The sequence below is a fragment of the Pantoea sp. X-Soil-YNGN-844 genome, from assembly GCF_059730595.1.
In genome coordinates this window covers 312,956-329,267 of sequence record NZ_AP036007.1, presented here as the reverse complement: position 1 = coordinate 329,267, position 16,312 = coordinate 312,956, and the positions used below count along the sequence as shown (strand labels likewise).

General features: G+C 55.4%; 16 protein-coding genes. 4 read left to right on the top strand and 12 right to left on the bottom strand.

The genetic code is table 11. The annotated features are described in order from the left end of the window. Nucleotides 1-106: 106 nt before the first annotated feature. Nucleotides 107-1,513, bottom strand: coding sequence for a replicative DNA helicase (gene dnaB / locus AC6I8C_RS01405; protein WP_497821398.1), 1,407 nt, complete (start codon nt 1,511-1,513; stop codon nt 107-109). Nucleotides 1,514-1,609: 96 nt separating this feature from the next. Here dnaB and AC6I8C_RS01400 point away from each other — a divergent pair, with 96 nt between their 5' ends. Then, nucleotides 1,610-2,593 (top strand): quinone oxidoreductase, encoded by a 984-nt coding sequence (locus AC6I8C_RS01400; RefSeq protein ID WP_110331195.1) that lies wholly within the window; start codon nt 1,610-1,612, stop codon nt 2,591-2,593. Between the two features lie 222 nt (nt 2,594-2,815). Here AC6I8C_RS01400 and pspG read toward each other — a convergent pair whose 3' ends face one another. The 3 genes from pspG to AC6I8C_RS01385 all read right to left on the bottom strand — a co-directional run bounded on the left by pspG (nt 2,816) and on the right by AC6I8C_RS01385 (nt 5,612). Next, a complete protein-coding gene (pspG, locus tag AC6I8C_RS01395; protein ID WP_497821397.1) occupies nt 2,816-3,082 on the bottom strand; it encodes an envelope stress response protein PspG in 267 nt (88 codons plus the stop codon). Nucleotides 3,083-3,262: 180 nt separating this feature from the next. Continuing rightward, a complete protein-coding gene (dusA, locus tag AC6I8C_RS01390) occupies nt 3,263-4,255 on the bottom strand; it encodes a tRNA dihydrouridine(20/20a) synthase DusA (protein ID WP_497821396.1) in 993 nt (330 codons plus the stop codon). Between the two features lie 106 nt (nt 4,256-4,361). Further along, nucleotides 4,362-5,612 carry a conjugal transfer protein TraF gene (locus tag AC6I8C_RS01385; protein ID WP_497821395.1) on the bottom strand — a complete coding sequence of 417 codons (1,251 nt, stop codon included), beginning with the start codon at nt 5,610-5,612 and terminating at the stop codon, nt 4,362-4,364. A 451-nt stretch (nt 5,613-6,063) separates the two neighbouring features. Between AC6I8C_RS01385 and zur the strand changes: the two genes are divergently transcribed. Continuing rightward, on the top strand, nt 6,064-6,585 hold the full coding sequence (gene zur / locus AC6I8C_RS01380) for a zinc uptake transcriptional repressor Zur (RefSeq protein ID WP_497821394.1): 522 nt from the start codon (nt 6,064-6,066) through the stop codon (nt 6,583-6,585). A gap of 64 nt (nt 6,586-6,649) precedes the next feature. On the opposite strand, the gene AC6I8C_RS01375 is transcribed toward zur, so the two are convergent. The 4 genes from AC6I8C_RS01375 to AC6I8C_RS01360 form a co-directional block, all read right to left on the bottom strand. Next, nucleotides 6,650-6,862 (bottom strand): CsbD family protein, encoded by a 213-nt coding sequence (locus tag AC6I8C_RS01375; protein WP_013359776.1) that lies wholly within the window; start codon nt 6,860-6,862, stop codon nt 6,650-6,652. A 156-nt stretch (nt 6,863-7,018) separates the two neighbouring features. Beyond that, nucleotides 7,019-8,341, bottom strand: coding sequence for an MATE family efflux transporter DinF (gene dinF / locus AC6I8C_RS01370; protein WP_497821393.1), 1,323 nt, complete (start codon nt 8,339-8,341; stop codon nt 7,019-7,021). Nucleotides 8,342-8,440: 99 nt separating this feature from the next. After that, nucleotides 8,441-9,055 (bottom strand): transcriptional repressor LexA, encoded by a 615-nt coding sequence (gene lexA, locus AC6I8C_RS01365; RefSeq protein ID WP_013359774.1) that lies wholly within the window; start codon nt 9,053-9,055, stop codon nt 8,441-8,443. Between the two features lie 105 nt (nt 9,056-9,160). After that, the gene (locus tag AC6I8C_RS01360) at nt 9,161-9,529 is read right to left on the bottom strand and encodes a diacylglycerol kinase (protein WP_107319237.1); all 369 of its coding nucleotides are present in this window, start codon (nt 9,527-9,529) and stop codon (nt 9,161-9,163) included. A gap of 128 nt (nt 9,530-9,657) precedes the next feature. Here AC6I8C_RS01360 and plsB point away from each other — a divergent pair, with 128 nt between their 5' ends. Then, nucleotides 9,658-12,081, top strand: a complete 2,424-nt coding sequence (gene plsB / locus AC6I8C_RS01355) for a glycerol-3-phosphate 1-O-acyltransferase PlsB (protein WP_135910418.1) — start codon at nt 9,658-9,660, stop codon at nt 12,079-12,081. 281 nt (nt 12,082-12,362) lie between these two features. On the opposite strand, the gene ubiA is transcribed toward plsB, so the two are convergent. The 4 genes from ubiA to AC6I8C_RS01335 form a co-directional block, all read right to left on the bottom strand. Continuing rightward, entirely contained in the window at nt 12,363-13,229 is an 867-nt protein-coding gene (ubiA, locus tag AC6I8C_RS01350) for a 4-hydroxybenzoate octaprenyltransferase (protein WP_497821392.1), read from the bottom strand. Nucleotides 13,230-13,257: 28 nt separating this feature from the next. Further along, nucleotides 13,258-13,770, bottom strand: a complete 513-nt coding sequence (gene ubiC, locus AC6I8C_RS01345; RefSeq protein ID WP_497821391.1) for a chorismate lyase — start codon at nt 13,768-13,770, stop codon at nt 13,258-13,260. Between the two features lie 86 nt (nt 13,771-13,856). Beyond that, nucleotides 13,857-14,267, bottom strand: coding sequence for a phosphate-starvation-inducible protein PsiE (gene psiE, locus AC6I8C_RS01340; protein WP_013359769.1), 411 nt, complete (start codon nt 14,265-14,267; stop codon nt 13,857-13,859). 69 nt (nt 14,268-14,336) lie between these two features. Then, entirely contained in the window at nt 14,337-15,044 is a 708-nt protein-coding gene (locus tag AC6I8C_RS01335; RefSeq protein ID WP_497821390.1) for a UTRA domain-containing protein, read from the bottom strand. 206 nt (nt 15,045-15,250) lie between these two features. Here AC6I8C_RS01335 and AC6I8C_RS01330 point away from each other — a divergent pair, with 206 nt between their 5' ends. Further along, nucleotides 15,251-16,312 (top strand): ABC transporter substrate-binding protein, encoded by a 1,062-nt coding sequence (locus AC6I8C_RS01330; protein ID WP_095706367.1) that lies wholly within the window; start codon nt 15,251-15,253, stop codon nt 16,310-16,312.

Sequence of the window (16,312 nt, the reverse complement as noted above, 5' to 3'; positions counted from 1 at the left end):
GTCGCTTTGTTACAGATAACCCGATAACCCGAGAGGTTGTCCAACACTATTTTCTGATGATGAGGGCTGCCATGCACAGATCGTGCATGACAGCACAAAGCAGAGATTATTCATCGTCGTATTGCGGACCCGCGTAGTTGTCGAAGCGTGACCACTGGCCATTAAAGGTCAGGCGCACTGTACCGATCGGGCCATTACGCTGTTTACCCAGGATGATCTCGGCGATCCCTTTCAGATCGCTGTTCTCGTGGTAAACCTCATCGCGATAGATAAACATGATCAAATCCGCATCCTGCTCGATCGAACCCGATTCACGCAGATCCGAGTTGACCGGCCGTTTGTCAGCACGCTGCTCCAGTGAACGGTTAAGCTGCGACAGCGCCACCACCGGCACATTCAGCTCTTTGGCCAGTGCTTTCAGCGAGCGGGAGATCTCCGCAATCTCCAGCGTACGGTTGTCCGACAGCGCCGGCACGCGCATCAGCTGCAAATAGTCGATCATGATCATACTTAAGCCGCCGTTTTCCCGGTAGATACGCCGGGCGCGCGAACGCACCTCGGTGGGCGTCAGGCCAGAAGAGTCATCAATGTACATGTTCTTCTTCTCCAGCAGGATGCCCATGGTGCCGGAGATGCGCGCCCAGTCCTCATCATCCAGCTGTCCGGTTCGGATGCGGGTCTGATCGACGCGGGAAAGTGACGCCAGCATACGCATCATGATCTGCTCGCTGGGCATCTCCAGACTGAAGATCAGCACCGGCTTCTCCTGCAGCATGGCGGCGTTTTCGCACAGGTTCATCGCAAAGGTGGTTTTACCCATCGAAGGACGGGCGGCAACTATAATCAGGTCAGAGCCCTGCAGGCCGGCAGTTTTTTTATTGAGGTCCTGATAGCCGGTATCCACGCCGGTGACGCCGTCATGCGGTGTCTGATAGAGCGATTCGATACGGGAGACGGTTGATTCCAGAATCTGCTCGATGTTTTTCGGGCCAGCATCTTTATCCGCACGCGCTTCCGCAATTTTAAAGACGTTCGACTCTGCGAAGTCGAGCAGCTCTTCGCTGTTACGTCCCTGCGGATCGTAGCCGGCATCAGCAATCTGGTTGGCGACGGAGATCATCTCACGCACCACTGCGCGTTCGCGCACAATGTCGGCATAAGCGCCGATGTTCGCCGCACTCGGGGTATTTTTCGCCAGCTCAGCCAAATAGGCGAAGCCACCGGCCATCTCCAGTTCGCCACGGGTTTCCAGCGATTCAGAGAGCGTAATCAGGTCGATGGGTTTGCTGTTTTCCAGCAGCCGCTGCATCTCGGAAAAAATCAGCCGATGCGAGCGGTTGAAAAAATCATTCGCGACGACGCGCTCAGAGACGTTATCCCAACGCTCGTTATCCAGCATTAACCCACCGAGCACCGACTGCTCCGCTTCCAGAGAATGCGGGGGCATTTTCACGCCTGCGAGCTGGCGATCCTGCGTTTCGTTCGATTTGTTGGTGGGTTTATTTCCTGCCATAGTGAATGCATTACCGATCTTCTGTGGGGACGCGCAAGTATACCTTAGTTGGGGTGCGCGCCTCACCCTCATGATGAAACAATCACAGGAGTCAGAATGGCAAAGCGTATTCAGTTCAGCGCGCATGGCGGCCCGGACGTCTTAGAGTGGACAGATTTTGAACCTGCTGACCCGGCTGAACATGAAGTGCAGGTTGAGCATCGCGCTATCGGGATTAATTACATCGATACCTATGTTCGCAGCGGGCTCTATCCGGTTGCCGCTTTTCCCTCTGGCCTGGGAACGGAAGCCGCAGGTGTGGTGTCGCGGGTTGGCCGTGGCGTGACTCTGTTTAAACCCGGCGATCGCGTAGTCTACTGTCTGGCATCGATGGGAGCCTATAGTGAAGTGCACAACGTAGCGGAAGATCGCCTGATGCATCTTCCGGAGGCGATCAGCTTTGAACAGGGTGCAGCAAGCTATCTGAAAGGGCTGACTACACAATATCTGCTGCGTCAGACCTATAAAATCAGCGCCGGTGAGACCTTCCTGTTTCATGCCGCGGCGGGCGGCGTCGGGTTAATCGCCTGTCAGTGGGCAAAAGCGCTGGGTGCGCATTTGATCGGCACCGTGGGTTCAGCAGAAAAAGCCACCATGGCGAAAAACGCCGGTGCCTGGGCCACCATTAACTACCGCGAAGAGAATATTGCACAGCGCGTCAGCGAACTGACGGAAGGGAAAAAAGTGGGTGTGGTGTATGACTCCGTGGGTAAAGATACCTGGGAAGCATCGCTGGATTCGCTGCGCCGTCACGGTCTGATGGTCAGTTTCGGTAATGCATCGGGTCCGGTGACCGGCATCGATCTGGGCATTCTGAATAAGAAAGGCTCGTTGTTTGTAACCCGACCTTCCCTGTTTGGCTATATCACCAATCGCCAGGAGCTGGAAACCGCCAGTGCCGAGCTGTTCTCCCTGCTGGCGAGCGGCGCGATCAAGGTTGATGTGCCGGAGCAGCAGAAGTTTGCGCTGAAAGAGGCCAGCCAGGCGCACCAGATGCTGGAGAGCCGTGCCACGCAGGGATCCTGCCTGTTAATCCCGTAACAGCCAGCACCCCGTAAGCAGCAAAAAGGGCTTCCCGTGGGAAGCCCTCTTCTTTTTTTTATTTTTTGTTCGCGCTGGTGTAGGGACAGCGGCGATGAATTCATGTCGAGTCGATGGCACATCGATTTGACGACAGGCATCCTGCCAGAAAACATAAGTAAAAAATATGTTTAATTGCAGATCAGCGCCGAACAATCTCTCACACTGTGATCGCTACCGCATTTAGCGCCAGCCTTTGCGATCTAACCTGTTGATCTTACGTCTCAGCTTACGGCGCGCGCGTTCATCGCTATCGCCAAAAAAGGCACGATGCAGCCATACAGCGATGACCGCCAGCACCAGCCACGGCAACACCTTGATAACAATTGCGAACAGTCCACCGACAAACATCACGAGGGTTGCGACCACCAGTGCTGCCAGCACGCCCAGCAGTGAAACGCCGGTCAGCAACAGCATCAGGAAAAACCCTAATACGAATAAAATTTCCACGTCAGCGCTCCTTTTTGAAATCAGTTGTTATAGCTATTACAAAAAGCGTGCCAACTGATAACTTATTGATTTAACGCTGATAAGGATTAAAAAAAGTGTAGCGACCTGGTGAGAAAAACCACATTCTGGCGTAAAAAAACCAGCTGATCAGAGCTGGTTTTTCAGGGTTACGATTAGGGATCAGGCTTCCTGTGGGATCTTATCCGCCACCAGCGCCAGCGCGGCTTCCAGTACGCGAACATCCGCCCCCGGCTTGTGAGCGTTTTCACTCAGGTGACGTCGCCACTGGCGGGCGCCCGGGATCCCCTGGAACAGTCCCAGCATATGGCGCGTGACGTGTCCCAGATATGTGCCCTTCGCCAGTTCCACTTCGATATAGGGATACATGGCGCGCACCACTTCCACCGGGTTTGCCGCCGGGTGCTGACGACCAAACAGCGTCTGATCGACCTGGGCCAGAATGCCGGGGTTTTGATAGGCTTCGCGTCCCATCATCACACCGTCCAGGTGCTGCAGGTGGGTCTGGGCTTCTTCCAGCGTTTTTACGCCGCCATTAAGCGCGATCGTCAGATGCGGGAAATCGCGTTTCAGCTGATAGACGCGTGGATAGTCCAGCGGGGGAATTTCGCGGTTCTCTTTGGGGCTGAGGCCAGAGAGCCAGGCTTTGCGCGCATGGATGATAAACGTCTCACACTCACCGCGACCTGCCACCGTGCCGATAAAGTCCGTCAGGAATTCATAGCTGTCCAGCTCATCAATCCCGATGCGGGTTTTCACCGTCACCGGAATCGATACCACATCGCGCATCGCTTTAATCGCATCCGCGACCAGATTCGCCTCGGCCATCAGGCAGGCACCAAAACGACCATTCTGAACCCGATCCGAAGGACAGCCGACATTCAGGTTTACTTCATCGTAGCCGCGCTGCTCTGCCAGCTTCGCACACTGCGCCAGCGCCGCCGGATCGCTACCGCCAAGCTGCAACGCGACCGGATGTTCCGCCTCGCTGTATGCCAGGTAATCCCCTTTGCCATGAATGATCGCGCCTGTGGTCACCATTTCGGTGTAGAGCAGCGTGTCACCGGTCAGCTGACGATGAAAATAGCGACAGTGACGATCGGTCCAGTCGAGCATGGGGGCGATAGAGAAACGTTGCGAAGAGAAATTAGGCATGAAGCGCAGACAATCCGGTAATTAAGGGTGATGGAATTCTGTGCAAGGATAACACAAGGGCGGGCGATAGTGCATCGCCCGCCCCCGAACAGCCGGAATAACGTGCTTAGAAGTTAAAGCCCAGCTGCATCATCGCGCCCCAGGTGTTGTTAGCCCCCACCGAGCCAGCCAGATCCAGATGGACAGCTTTGTTAAACGGTGACAGACCAAAACCTGCGGTGGCAACATTTTCGTCGTTAGACCGCATGTCCGCCCGATAACCGGCACGCAGTTGCAACCAGTCAAGCACGCGGTACTCCGCGCCCACTGCCGCATACTGGCTGTTATCCTGGGTTTTGAAGCGTTTGGTTTCAGTCAGATCCACATCGCCTGTCACGGTAAACGGCCCTTTATCCCAGGATAGTCCGGTGGTGACCAGCGGGCGAATCTGGTAGGTATCGCGGAACCCGTTGACCTCTTTGGTCTGCAGATCGCGCGAAACCAGGTTCTGTCCGGTCACGCCCAGCGTCCAGTTTTCAGCAAAGGTGGTCGCCAGACCGGCATCAACGTTAAAGCCGGTGTCGGTGCTGCGATACTGGCTATTGTTGATGTCGTTCTTGTCGTAGTTATAGATGCTGGCAGTGTAGTTATAGAGCGAGGTTTTCTGCACTTTCGGCGTTACGCCCACCGAGACCGGCTGACCGGCGATGGTGAACTCATGCGCGACCGCCACACCATAATCAATGGTCAGTGCCGCTAAGCCATTTGCACTGGAGCGAAGGTTATTTTGATCGCCTGGACGTGGCAGCACCGTTCCGTTAGCAACACCGCGCAGGTAGTCGATATCACCCTGGACCACGTTGGCACGGACGTGCGCCGTACCGTAGGCTTTGGTAATAAACGCAAAAGGCAGGGTCTCATTAGGGATCGTGACGGCCACGGCCACGCCTGCACTGCCGTCCGCTTTGTTACCGCGCAAATCGCTGAGCTTGTCAGCGACGTCGCCGGAGGCAGCACGCAGTTCAGGGTAGCCACGCAGATAATCCGCAAAAGTCAGGTTACCAATCACGTCGCGATAGCGATCCACGGTGTCGGTAATATCATCGACTTTATCGATCAGCTTATCTTTGTCAGTAACCTGAATACCTGCCGAGGGAATAATAATGCTGACGTTATCGTCAGATTTAGCACGCGTCATTAATGCCGGGTTCGCCAGCACTGCTGAGCCATAAACAGAAGATGCTACGCCGGTGCCACCCATGGCGTCATTACGTGCATCATACCAGGTCCCTGCCGCCATGGCGGAAGAAGAAAGGAAAAGCGCGGTCGCTGCAGCGGAATAATTCAGCGCTGAACGTTGAGCGGATTTTTTCACCATTTGCCTGCCATCACCTGAGAAATTGTCATTGAAACATTCAACGACTGAATAGTTTGTTAGCCCTATTGTGAACCCTGGCTAACGCGTTATTGCTGTGAATTCAAAGGAAACAGTGTCTTAATTCAAAGGATTGGACGTTTTCCAATCAAAAAACCGTTGTAATTGTTCAGACTGTGTCGGGTTATTTCAAATACTGCCAGACTTTCCTTAAGTCTTTCTGAACATTACTTCTTAACTCAGTGAGATGCAAAGCAAAATGCCAACAAATTCCGCTTCATGTCGATTGAGAATGGATCTGATTTCTCGTCAGATTTGAGATAGATAGCGGCTGAAATTCTTAAAATGCTGCTTTATCAGGCAAATAATGCTGTTTTAACAGGCGAAAACGAACATCGGCGCCGCAAAACTATGTGTGATAAAATAACATCACTTATCCAGCGGAGAATTTTTCATGACAAACATGACGTCGCAGCAAATTTTGATTCAGGCTGAAAAAATGTGCCTGCAGCGCGGTGTACGTCTGACTTCGCAGCGTGCTGAGGTATTGCGCCTGATGGCCGAACAGCCAGGCTCGATCAGCGCTTACGATCTGCTGGATCAACTCCGCATCAACGAACCGCAGGCCAAGCCCCCCACCGTATATCGGGCACTCGATTTCCTGCTGGAGCAGGGTTTCATTCATCGGGTGGAGTCCAACAATAGCTACGTCATGTGTCACCACTTTGAGGCACCGGCGCATACCTCAGTGATGCTGGTCTGCGACCGCTGTGCAGCGGTAACGGAGAAACAGGCGCAGGGCGTGGAGAAGATTATCGCGACGCTGGCGGGTGAAGCGCAGTTCGCTTTACGCCACAGTGTGATTGAAGCGCATGGCCTGTGTGAAAATTGTGCTGCAGTAGAAGCCTGTACGCACCATGAAAGCTGCGAACACGATCATCAGGATGAGGGTAAAAAGCGGGGAAAACGCGGGTAACTGGCGCATCTTTGTGTGGTTCCGGTGCGGGTGCACCGGAACGTGTTAACTGATCAGCGCTGCATTACCAGCGGTGGTCTTTATTCTGGCCTTCCCAGTCCGTCACTTCACGCTCTGCTTCATCTTTCGCATAGCCATAACGTTCCTGGATTTTGCCGACCAGCTGATCGCGTTTGCCTTCGATAACCTGCATGTCATCGTCGGTCAGCTTGCCCCATTTCTCTTTCATTTTGCCTTTAAACTGCTTCCAGTTGCCGCTCGCTTCATCTTTATTCATGGCAGACCTCCAATCCTCGGGGTTTAATGATTATCTTGTTACTTAACAAAATAACGATATAAAGCGCTGGTTAACTGCGCCGGATAAAGTTAATTGTAGTAGCCAGATTCACAAACCCGGAATAATACGGAATAATCTGTATCAGCCTGTACAGCGTCAGGCATCAAACCAGCTGTTCTGACGCCAGTGCCTGCGCCAGATGAGCCACAGTGACAGACCGCGCAGCGCCAGGAAAACCGTTACCGCCAGCCACAGTCCGTGATTGCCCAGCGCCGGTACGCTCAGCAGCGTCAGAAAGTAGCCTGCTGCTGCTACCACCATGCTGTTACGCATCTCACGTCCGCGCGTCGCGCCGATAAACATCCCATCCAGCAGATAACACCAGACACCGATCAGCGGCATAACGATCTGCCAGACCAGATAGCGGTCAGCACTTTGTTGCAGCGAAGGAAGGGAGGTCAACAGGGTAACAATCTGCGGGCCAGCAATGGCATAGATCAGCGAGAAGAACAGCGCCACCACCACCGCCTGCCGACAGGCAGAGTGCCAGACGCGCCGCAGTTTGCCGCCATCTTTTGCACCATGCGCCTCGCCGGCAAACGCTTCAACCGCGTAGGCGAAGCCATCCAGCGCATAGGCCGTGAACGTGATGAACATCAGCAATACCGCGTTAACTGCCACCACATCCGGGCCCAGCCGCGCGCCCAGCACGGTCAGCGAGGCGAAACAGAGTTGCAGCATCAGTGAGCGCAGCATGATATCCCGGTTCAGCCGCAGCAGCCGGCCGCTGTCACCGCGCCAGCTCTGCTTCAGCAGGCTCAGGGGAATACCACGCAGCTTCAGGACCCGCCAGACCATGATGCTGCCGACACCCAGCGTAATGTACTCCGCCAGCGCCGTGGCGGTTGCCGCACCCGCGACACCCCAGTGCAGGCCTATGACCAGCCAGAGATCGAGTACGATATTAACCACATTGCCCACCACCAGCAGGATCACCGGCGCGCGCGCATACTGCACGCCCAGCAGCCAGCCCAGAATGACCAGATTTGCCAGCGTAGCAGGCGCACTGAGCCAGCGAATCTGAATAAACAGCGCCGCCTGTTCCAGTACCGCGGGATTACCGCCAACCAGATGGGTCGCCAGCTGAATAATCGGATAACGTAAAGCGATGAACAGTACACCTGCCAGCAGCGCAATGATCAGCGGCTGCGTCAGTGCGCGTGCCAGCGCGGTTTTATCGTCCGCACCAAACGCCTGCGCCGTAAGGCCAGTCGTACTCATTCTAAGGAAAAGCAGCAGCATAAAGAGGAAGCTGGTCACCGTGGTCCCGACCGCAACCCCGCCAAGATAGACAGGGCTGTCGAGATGACCAATAACTGCAGTATCGACCACTCCCAGTAAGGGAACGGTGATATTTGAAAGGATCATCGGCAGCGCAAGCCGCCAGAGATTTTTATCGGTTGCCGTGATAAAGCGCATTCGCCGTTCCGTGCTCGGTGTCGCTGCGCAAAACAGTCAGCGACAAAATTAGGGCAGACAGAATAGCATCAGAAAAGGCGAATGCACGCAGGCCTAAAATCAGAGCCACTCGCCGTTGCGCACCACGCCAACCGCCAAACCTTCAATGGTCAGGGACTGTGCACGGGTATCGACAACAATCGGGTCAAAATCACTGTTTTCAGGCAGCAGATGCACGATAGCACCCTGCTTTTTCCAGCGCTTAACGGTGACTTCATCATCGATGCGGGCAACGACAACCTGGCCGTTGCGCACATCCTGGGTTTTATGTACCGCGAGCAGGTCGCCATCCATAATCCCGATATCTTTCATCGACATTCCGCTGACGCGCAGCAGGAAGTCGGCAGACGGCTTAAACAGGCCCGGATCGACCTTGTAGTGGGTTTCGATATGTTCCTGCGCCATGATCGGCTCACCGGCAGCAACCCGGCCAATCAACGGTATGCCTTCTGAGGCTTCTTCTTCCATTAACAGACGAATGCCGCGCGATGCACCCGAAACGATCTCAATGACACCTTTACGCGCCAGCGCTTTCAGGTGCTCTTCTGCCGCATTCGGTGAGCGGAAGCCCAGTTGTGCAGCAATCTCTGCGCGCGTAGGCGGCATGCCTGTTGAAGAAATATGGTCGCGAATCAGGTCATAGACCTGCTGCTGCCTGCTGGTTAATGCTTTCATCCCGCCCCCTGGTTGTTTATACAGTCGCTGTGAGTATATACAGGTATTGGCGAAATGGAAACCGATTGTCAGGCAAAACGCGGCTTCCGGCGCGATATGGAACGCTTATCGCAAATGTGTCCAGAGCAGCGCGATCCAGACAAACAGTGCCAGTAAGATGCTGATCAGTACCGCCGCAGAGCCCATATCTTTGGCCCGGCCCGCCAGCGGATGATGCTCCTGACCGATGCGGTCAACGACCGCTTCAATGGCGCTATTAAGGATTTCAACAATGACGACCAGCACCACTGCCCCGATCATCAGGATGCGTGAGACCACATCGACATCCAGCCAGCAGGCGATAATAATGGCGACCAGCGCAGCCAGGGCTTCCTGACGAAACGCCGCTTCATGTTGCCAGGCGGCACGCAGTCCCTGCCAGGAGTAACCTGCGGCTTTAACTATTCTGATAAGTCCGGTGGCATTATTTGCCATGATGTGGGAACCCTTTTATCGGATTGACGTCAATGTCTGGGCTGCGTGCAATTGGCACCACCACAGATCTTCGCTGCACTTTCTGGTATGCTTGCGGCGCTTTGCTAACAAGAGGCTTCATGTTGTCTATGTCAGGTTGGCGTAAACTCTATTACAAATTGCTTAATTTACCACTGTCGTTTTTGGTAAAAAGTAAGGCCATTCCGGCCGATCCCGTGTCTGAACATGGTCTGGATCCGACCCGACCTATTATGTATGTTTTGCCTTACGATTCGAAGGCCGACTTACTGACTTTACGCGCGCAGTGTCTGCGGCATCATCTGCCTGACCCGCTCTCTCCGCTGGAGATTGATGGTTCACTGCTGCCGCGCCACGTATTTATCCACGATGGCCCGCGCGTCTTCCCCTATTTTGTGCCCAGCGTGGAATCGGTGAAAATCTTTCACGATTACCTCGATCTGCATCGCAATAATCCTACGCTGGATATCCAGATGCTGCCGGTAACGGTGATGTTTGGTCGCGCACCAGGACGTGAAGTTCAGGGCGAAGCCACGCCACACCTGCGGGTGCTGAACGGCGTACAGAAATTCTTTGCGGTGATCTGGCACGGACGCGACAGTTTTGTTCGCTTCTCGCCGACCGTTTCGCTGCGCCGCATGGCCACGGAACACGGTACGGATAAGTCGATTGCCCAGAAACTGGCTCGCGTGGCGCGCATCCATTTTGCCCGTCAGCGGCTGGCGGCGATTGGCCCGCGGTTACCGGCGCGTCAGGATCTGTTTAACCGTCTGCTGCAATCCAAAGCGATTGAAAAAGCCGTCGAAGATGAAGCACGCAGCAAAAAAATCTCCCATGAGAAAGCGCAGCAGAATGCTGTCGAGATGATGGAAGAAATTGCCGCCAACTTCTCTTATGAAGCGATTCGCGTTACCGACCGCGTGATGGGCTGGCTCTGGAGTCGTCTCTATCAGGGCATCAACGTCAATGGCGGCGAAAAAGTGCGCCAGCTGGCGCAGGATGGCCACGAGATTGTCTATGTGCCGTGCCATCGCAGCCACATGGATTATCTGCTGCTCTCCTACGTGCTCTATCATCAGGGCCTGGTCCCGCCACACATTGCTGCCGGTATCAACCTCAACTTCTGGCCAGCCGGCCCGATTTTCCGTCGTCTGGGCGCATTCTTTATTCGTCGTACTTTTAAAGGCAACAAGCTCTACGCCACGGTGTTCCGTGAATATCTCGGCGAGCTGTTTACCCGCGGCTATTCGGTTGAGTACTTTGTCGAGGGTGGTCGTTCTCGTACCGGCCGCCTGCTGGACCCGAAAACCGGCACCTTAGCCATGACATTGCAGGCGATGCTGCGCGGCGGTAACCGCCCGATCACGCTGGTGCCGATCTACATCGGCTATGAGCACGTGATGGAAGTGGGTACTTACGCCAAAGAACTGCGCGGCGCGGCGAAAGAGAAAGAGGGCTTCATGCAGATGGTGCGTGGCTTGCGCAAGCTGCGCAATCTCGGTCAGGGTTATGTTAACTTTGGCGAGCCGCTGCCGCTGGTCAACTATCTCAATAAGCAGGTGCCGGAATGGCGCGATGCCATCGATCCGATTGAGCCGCAGCGTCCGAGCTGGTTAACACCGACGGTCAATGATATCGCGGCCAGTCTGATGGTGCGTATCAATGAAGCGGGCGCGGCCAATGCCATGAACCTCTGTGTTACCGCTTTGCTGGCGTCACGTCAGCGCTCACTCACCCGTGAACAGCTGATTGAACAGCTGGAGTGCTATACCCAGTTGCTGCGCAATGTGCCTTATTCACCTAACGCGACCGTACCCGATCTTTCAGCGGAAGCGCTGCTGGATCACGCCATGGGTATGAATAAGTTTGAGAGTGAAAAGGACAGTATTGGCGACATCATCATTCTGCCGCGTGAGCAGGCGGTGCTGATGACCTACTATCGCAACAATATTCATCACATGCTGGTGATGCCGTCGCTGATTGCCGCCATAGTTCAGCAGCATCAGACGCTGACTGAAGCCGAACTGCTGCGTCAGGTGAGCCTGATCTACCCGATGCTGAAGAGCGAACTGTTCCTGCGCTGGCAGACCGATGAGCTGCCGCAACTGCTGACCGATATCAGTCAGGAGCTGGCGCGTCAGGGCCTGATTACCTTCGAAGCCGGTGAGTTGCGCTTTACTGCGGCACGCTACCGCACGCTGCAACTGCTGGCTGCCGGTGTGCGCGAAACGCTGCAGCGTTATGCCATTACCTTCTCTATTCTCAGCGCCAAGCCGACGATTAACCGTGGCACGCTGGAGAAAGAGAGCCGGACGCTGGCGCAGCGTCTGTCGGTACTGCACGGTATCAACGCGCCGGAGTTCTTCGACAAAGCGGTCTTTACCTCACTGGTGCTGACGCTGCGTGACGAAGGGTATATCAGCGACAGCGGTGATGCCGATGTCGCGCAGACCCTGGCGACCTGGCATATCCTGGCTGACCTGGTCACCAGTGATGTCCGCATGACGATTGAAACCGCGGTGGCGCACGACTGACACCCGCGCCCAGTAAAAAGGCGACCTCATGAGGTCGCCTTTTTTATAGACCAGGTCTGGTCCGATTCGCTGTAAGACGGTGCCTGCTCAGGGAACATGGTCAGATCGGAAAGACGCAAAAGCGTCATCCCTGACTGCTCGGCCCGCGCCGTCCCTGGCGCGGGACGCTTTCCTCTTCTGCCCATGTTCCCTGCTCGTTGAGCTTATCCATTGCTGCCAGATTCACCCTCATCAGGTTTGGCGACTTCCCGGATCGCCTTTTTATGTCTGGAATCTCTCTATCAGAACAGCTGGCTGAACGGCGGAGAATTCATCAGCACACCGAGGAACAGCACCATCCCGACATAGTTATTATTGAGAAAAGCCTGGAAACAGGGCTGGCGCTCGCGTCCGGCGATCAGCTTCTGCTGATAAACAAACAGCGCAGCCGCCAGCAGCAGCGTCCAGTAGAAGGCGCCGTTCAGATGCAGCATCATGCCCACCAGCGCCATCAGCAGCAGGGTTGCCAGTTGCAGCAACCCGATGATCAGCTTGTCGAAACGACCAAATAAAATCGCCGTCGACTTTACGCCAATCTTGAGGTCATCATCCCGATCAACCATCGCATACTGGGTGTCGTAAGCGACCGTCCAGCAAATGTTGGCAATAAACACCAGCCAGCAGACCAGAGGTAAGGACTCACTAACTGCGGACCAGGCCATAGGAATCGCCCAGCCAAACGCGGCCCCCAGCACCACCTGCGGCAGGTGGGTGTAGCGCTTCATAAAGGGATAGACCCAGGCCAGCGCCAGTCCCACGACGGAGAGCATGATCGTCATCAGGTTCATGGTCAGCACCAGCGCAAAAGCCACCAGCGCCAGGATCACGAACAGCAGCTTCGCCTCTTTTGCACTCACCGCGCCGCTGGCCAGTGGCCGGTGCTTCGTACGCTCCACATGACCATCAACTTTGCGGTCGGCGTAGTCATTGATCACACAACCCGCCGCGCGCATCACAAACACCCCGGCAACGAATACCACCAGCACCGGCAGTGGCGGGATCGCCCTGTCAGCCAGCCATAATGCCCAGAGCGTGGGCCACATCAGCAGCAGCGTCCCGATCGGTTTGTCGATACGCATCAGGCGAGCGTAGGCCCGCCATTTATTCATACTTAAGCTCGTTTGCACCACAAAATCCTCAGACCAGATCGCGATAAAGCGGCGATGCCGGTAAAAACAGTTCAGTCAGCAGCAGCGGTTTGCCGGAGAGACGCAGACGGGAACGTCGTCCCCACAATCCCTCCACCTGCCCCGGCTCAATAAAATCGCGGGTCAGCGTCGACGACGAAAAAAGATAGCGCCCAAGAGGACGGGTGCCGAGCTGTTGCAGCATTGCCTCTGGCCCGTTAAGGGTGCTTTCCGGCACCAGCGTGCGGCCAGCCAGCCAGGGCTGATCGTCGCCGGACAGCAGCACTTCGCGCAGCCAGAAGCGTTCATCACCTGGCAACAACGCCCTTTCCTCACCTAACTCGCTGGCGTCGATAAAGCCTTCACGCAGCGGCTGAACCGTGACCCGCTGACAGTGCTGCTCAAAGCGGCGCGTCATCGAATCCTCCTCCATCAGCCAGTCGAGCAAGGGCGGCGCAAGGGTGGCCTGCGACGGAGAAAGCCAGTTGAGCGAACGTAATAAGCTGAGTGCGTCTTGCGACATGGCACCACTCCCGATAATTTTCAGGACGCTAGTTTAGCGCAGAGCGGCGATGCGAACACCTGCCGTCGTGTCAGACGGCAGGGGGATTACTCGCGTTTCAGCCGGTTACTGTTGGCCAGCCACAGCGTGACAACCAGAATCAGAATCGCCGCTGAGTAGCAGAGGGTATCGAAGGGATTTTTATGGTCGACGATAATCAGGCGGATAATGGCCGTGATACCGATATAGACAAAGTAGCGCAGGGGAAAGTGATAGCCCGACTGAAAGTACTTAACAATCAGGGCAATAAATTCGAAGTAGAGGAAATAGATAACAATTCCCTCAATCAGCAGGTATGAAGAGGCCTGCTCGCCGGTGTTAAACAGGACGTTTGCCAGATGAATAGTCTCTTTGCCTAAAAAGACGATCAGGATGATCGCCAGACTCAGCAGACCCAGATTCAGCACCCATTGCAGAACCGTTGCAAGGTGGCGGGCCAAAGGATTTTTGTCACTCATGTTGCGCCTTTAAAAAGGAGTTATCAGCGCGCAACATCATGCGTGAGTGTGATGCAAATCACAATAACCCTAAGCCTCCACATCCACACAGAGCGCGTCGTACCGCCAGTATTCACAGTCGCAATCAATCACCTCTTTTTGCTGATTGCGGTTAATACGGGTGATCAGCAGACCGGGGCTGCCCGGCGCGACATTCAGCGTAGGTGCAGCAATCTCCGGCAACGGGCCGGGCAGAATCGTGAAGCGCGCGCCGCCGTAGCGAATGCCGTAGCGCTGGTCATAAAGATCGGTCAGGGAGCGGGTCAGATCTTCATTGAGCAGGCCAGGGAAAAAACGCGGATTAAGGTAGTGTTCTACATAGAGCACCGCACGCCCATCAATGCGCCGCAGGCGGCGAATACAGTAAACCGACGAACCTGGAGCCAGACGCAGCGCGGCTGCTACGCTGTCGTGCGCCGCAACCTGTTCTGCGGCGATGACTTCGGTGGTCGCCTGCCGTCCCTGCTCCCTCGCCATGGCATGAAAGTGGCTGTGATGCAGCGGGTTGTAAATCAGACGTGGTGGCGCGATAAACCAGCCGCGACGCAGTTCCCGGTAGATCATCCCCTGGGCCTCCAGCTTACCCAGCGCTTCCCGCAGGGTAATCCGCGTGGTGCTGAAAGCCTCGCTTAAGGCACGTTCCGCTGGCAGTCGCCCGCCGCTGAACTCACCGGCCTGGATGCGCGTCAGCAGTGCGCTGGCAATCGCATCCGCCGTTTTGAGTGCTATCGACTCCACAACAGTAGCCTCATTTTGGTGCGACTTCGCACTCTTACTGTTCAGGTAAACGCGCCTGAGGTGGGCGAACGGTCCGCGTCTTTTGTCGTCCCTTCCCCGCACCGCGCCGCCTTGTCATAAATCGTTCATATAGAGGAGCTACATTGGCTCGGTTCTTGCTGGACTAGTCCAGCCAGGCCCATCAACTTACACCCGGAGCAACTGAGATGAAAGCGTTTATCGCCTCTGTAGTAGCCAGTGCTGTAGTCCTCACCCTGCCCGTTGCGCAGGCCGCCGATAACGACCTCGCCGCACTCGAAAAAGCCGCGCGCAGTGAAGGTCAGGTCAACAGCGTCGGGATGCCGGATAGCTGGGCCAACTGGAAAGATACCTGGAACGACATCAGCAGCAAATATGGCCTTAAGCACAGCGATACCGATATGTCATCGGCGCAGGAGCTGGCGAAATTCGATGCAGAGAAAGAGAACGCCAGCGCTGATATCGGTGACGTGGGCGCCGCCTTTGGCCCGATTGCCGTCGCCAAAGGGGTAACCCAGCCTTACAAACCGACGCACTGGGATCAGATTCCGGCCTGGGCCAAAGATAAAGACGGTCACTGGGCGCTGGCCTACACCGGCACCATTGCCTTTCTGATCGACAAGCAGCAGGTGAAAGATATTCCCCACAGCTGGGCCGATCTGAAGAAAGGTAAGTATGTGGTTACTATCGGCGACGTCGGTGTGGCAGCTCAGGCGGCTAATGGCGTACTGGCTGCAAACTACGCCTTAGGCGGCGATGAAAAGAACCTGAAACCGGCGCTGGCGTTCTTTGCCGATCTGGCCAAACAGGGTCGTCTTGGCGTGACCGATCCGGTAATCGCTAACATCGAAAAAGGCGAAGTGCAGATGGCGGTGGTATGGGACTTTAACGCCCTGAACTACCGTGACCAGATCGACAAAAATCGCTATGAAGTGGTAATCCCGTCTGACGGCTCCGTCACTTCCGGCTACACCACTATCATCAACAAATATGCGAAACACCCTGCCGCCGCAAAACTGACGCGCGAATATATCTTCTCAGACCAGGGACAGATCAATCTGGCGAAGGGCTATGCGCGCCCGATTCGTGCCGAGCATCTGACACTGCCAGCGGACGTTCAGGCTCGCCTGCTGCCGCAGTCCGAATATAAAAATGCCCGTCCGGTTAAGGATCAGGCTGCCTGGGATAAATCGTCGAAAATGCTGCCGCGCCTGTGGCAGGAAAACGTCATCATCAACATGCAGCAGTAA

Coding starts and splice junctions, on each gene's coding strand:
- dnaB (WP_497821398.1), bottom strand. CDS start 1,513: ATGGCAGGAAATAAACCCACCAACAAATCGAACGAAACGCAGGATCGC.
- AC6I8C_RS01400 (WP_110331195.1), top strand. CDS start 1,610: ATGGCAAAGCGTATTCAGTTCAGCGCGCATGGCGGCCCGGACGTCTTA.
- dusA (WP_497821396.1), bottom strand. CDS start 4,255: ATGCCTAATTTCTCTTCGCAACGTTTCTCTATCGCCCCCATGCTCGAC.
- AC6I8C_RS01385 (WP_497821395.1), bottom strand. CDS start 5,612: ATGGTGAAAAAATCCGCTCAACGTTCAGCGCTGAATTATTCCGCTGCA.
- zur (WP_497821394.1), top strand. CDS start 6,064: ATGACAAACATGACGTCGCAGCAAATTTTGATTCAGGCTGAAAAAATG.
- AC6I8C_RS01375 (WP_013359776.1), bottom strand. CDS start 6,862: ATGAATAAAGATGAAGCGAGCGGCAACTGGAAGCAGTTTAAAGGCAAA.
- dinF (WP_497821393.1), bottom strand. CDS start 8,341: ATGCGCTTTATCACGGCAACCGATAAAAATCTCTGGCGGCTTGCGCTG.
- lexA (WP_013359774.1), bottom strand. CDS start 9,055: ATGAAAGCATTAACCAGCAGGCAGCAGCAGGTCTATGACCTGATTCGC.
- AC6I8C_RS01360 (WP_107319237.1), bottom strand. CDS start 9,529: ATGGCAAATAATGCCACCGGACTTATCAGAATAGTTAAAGCCGCAGGT.
- plsB (WP_135910418.1), top strand. CDS start 9,658: ATGTCAGGTTGGCGTAAACTCTATTACAAATTGCTTAATTTACCACTG.
- ubiA (WP_497821392.1), bottom strand. CDS start 13,229: ATGAATAAATGGCGGGCCTACGCTCGCCTGATGCGTATCGACAAACCG.
- ubiC (WP_497821391.1), bottom strand. CDS start 13,770: ATGTCGCAAGACGCACTCAGCTTATTACGTTCGCTCAACTGGCTTTCT.
- psiE (WP_013359769.1), bottom strand. CDS start 14,267: ATGAGTGACAAAAATCCTTTGGCCCGCCACCTTGCAACGGTTCTGCAA.
- AC6I8C_RS01330 (WP_095706367.1), top strand. CDS start 15,251: ATGAAAGCGTTTATCGCCTCTGTAGTAGCCAGTGCTGTAGTCCTCACC.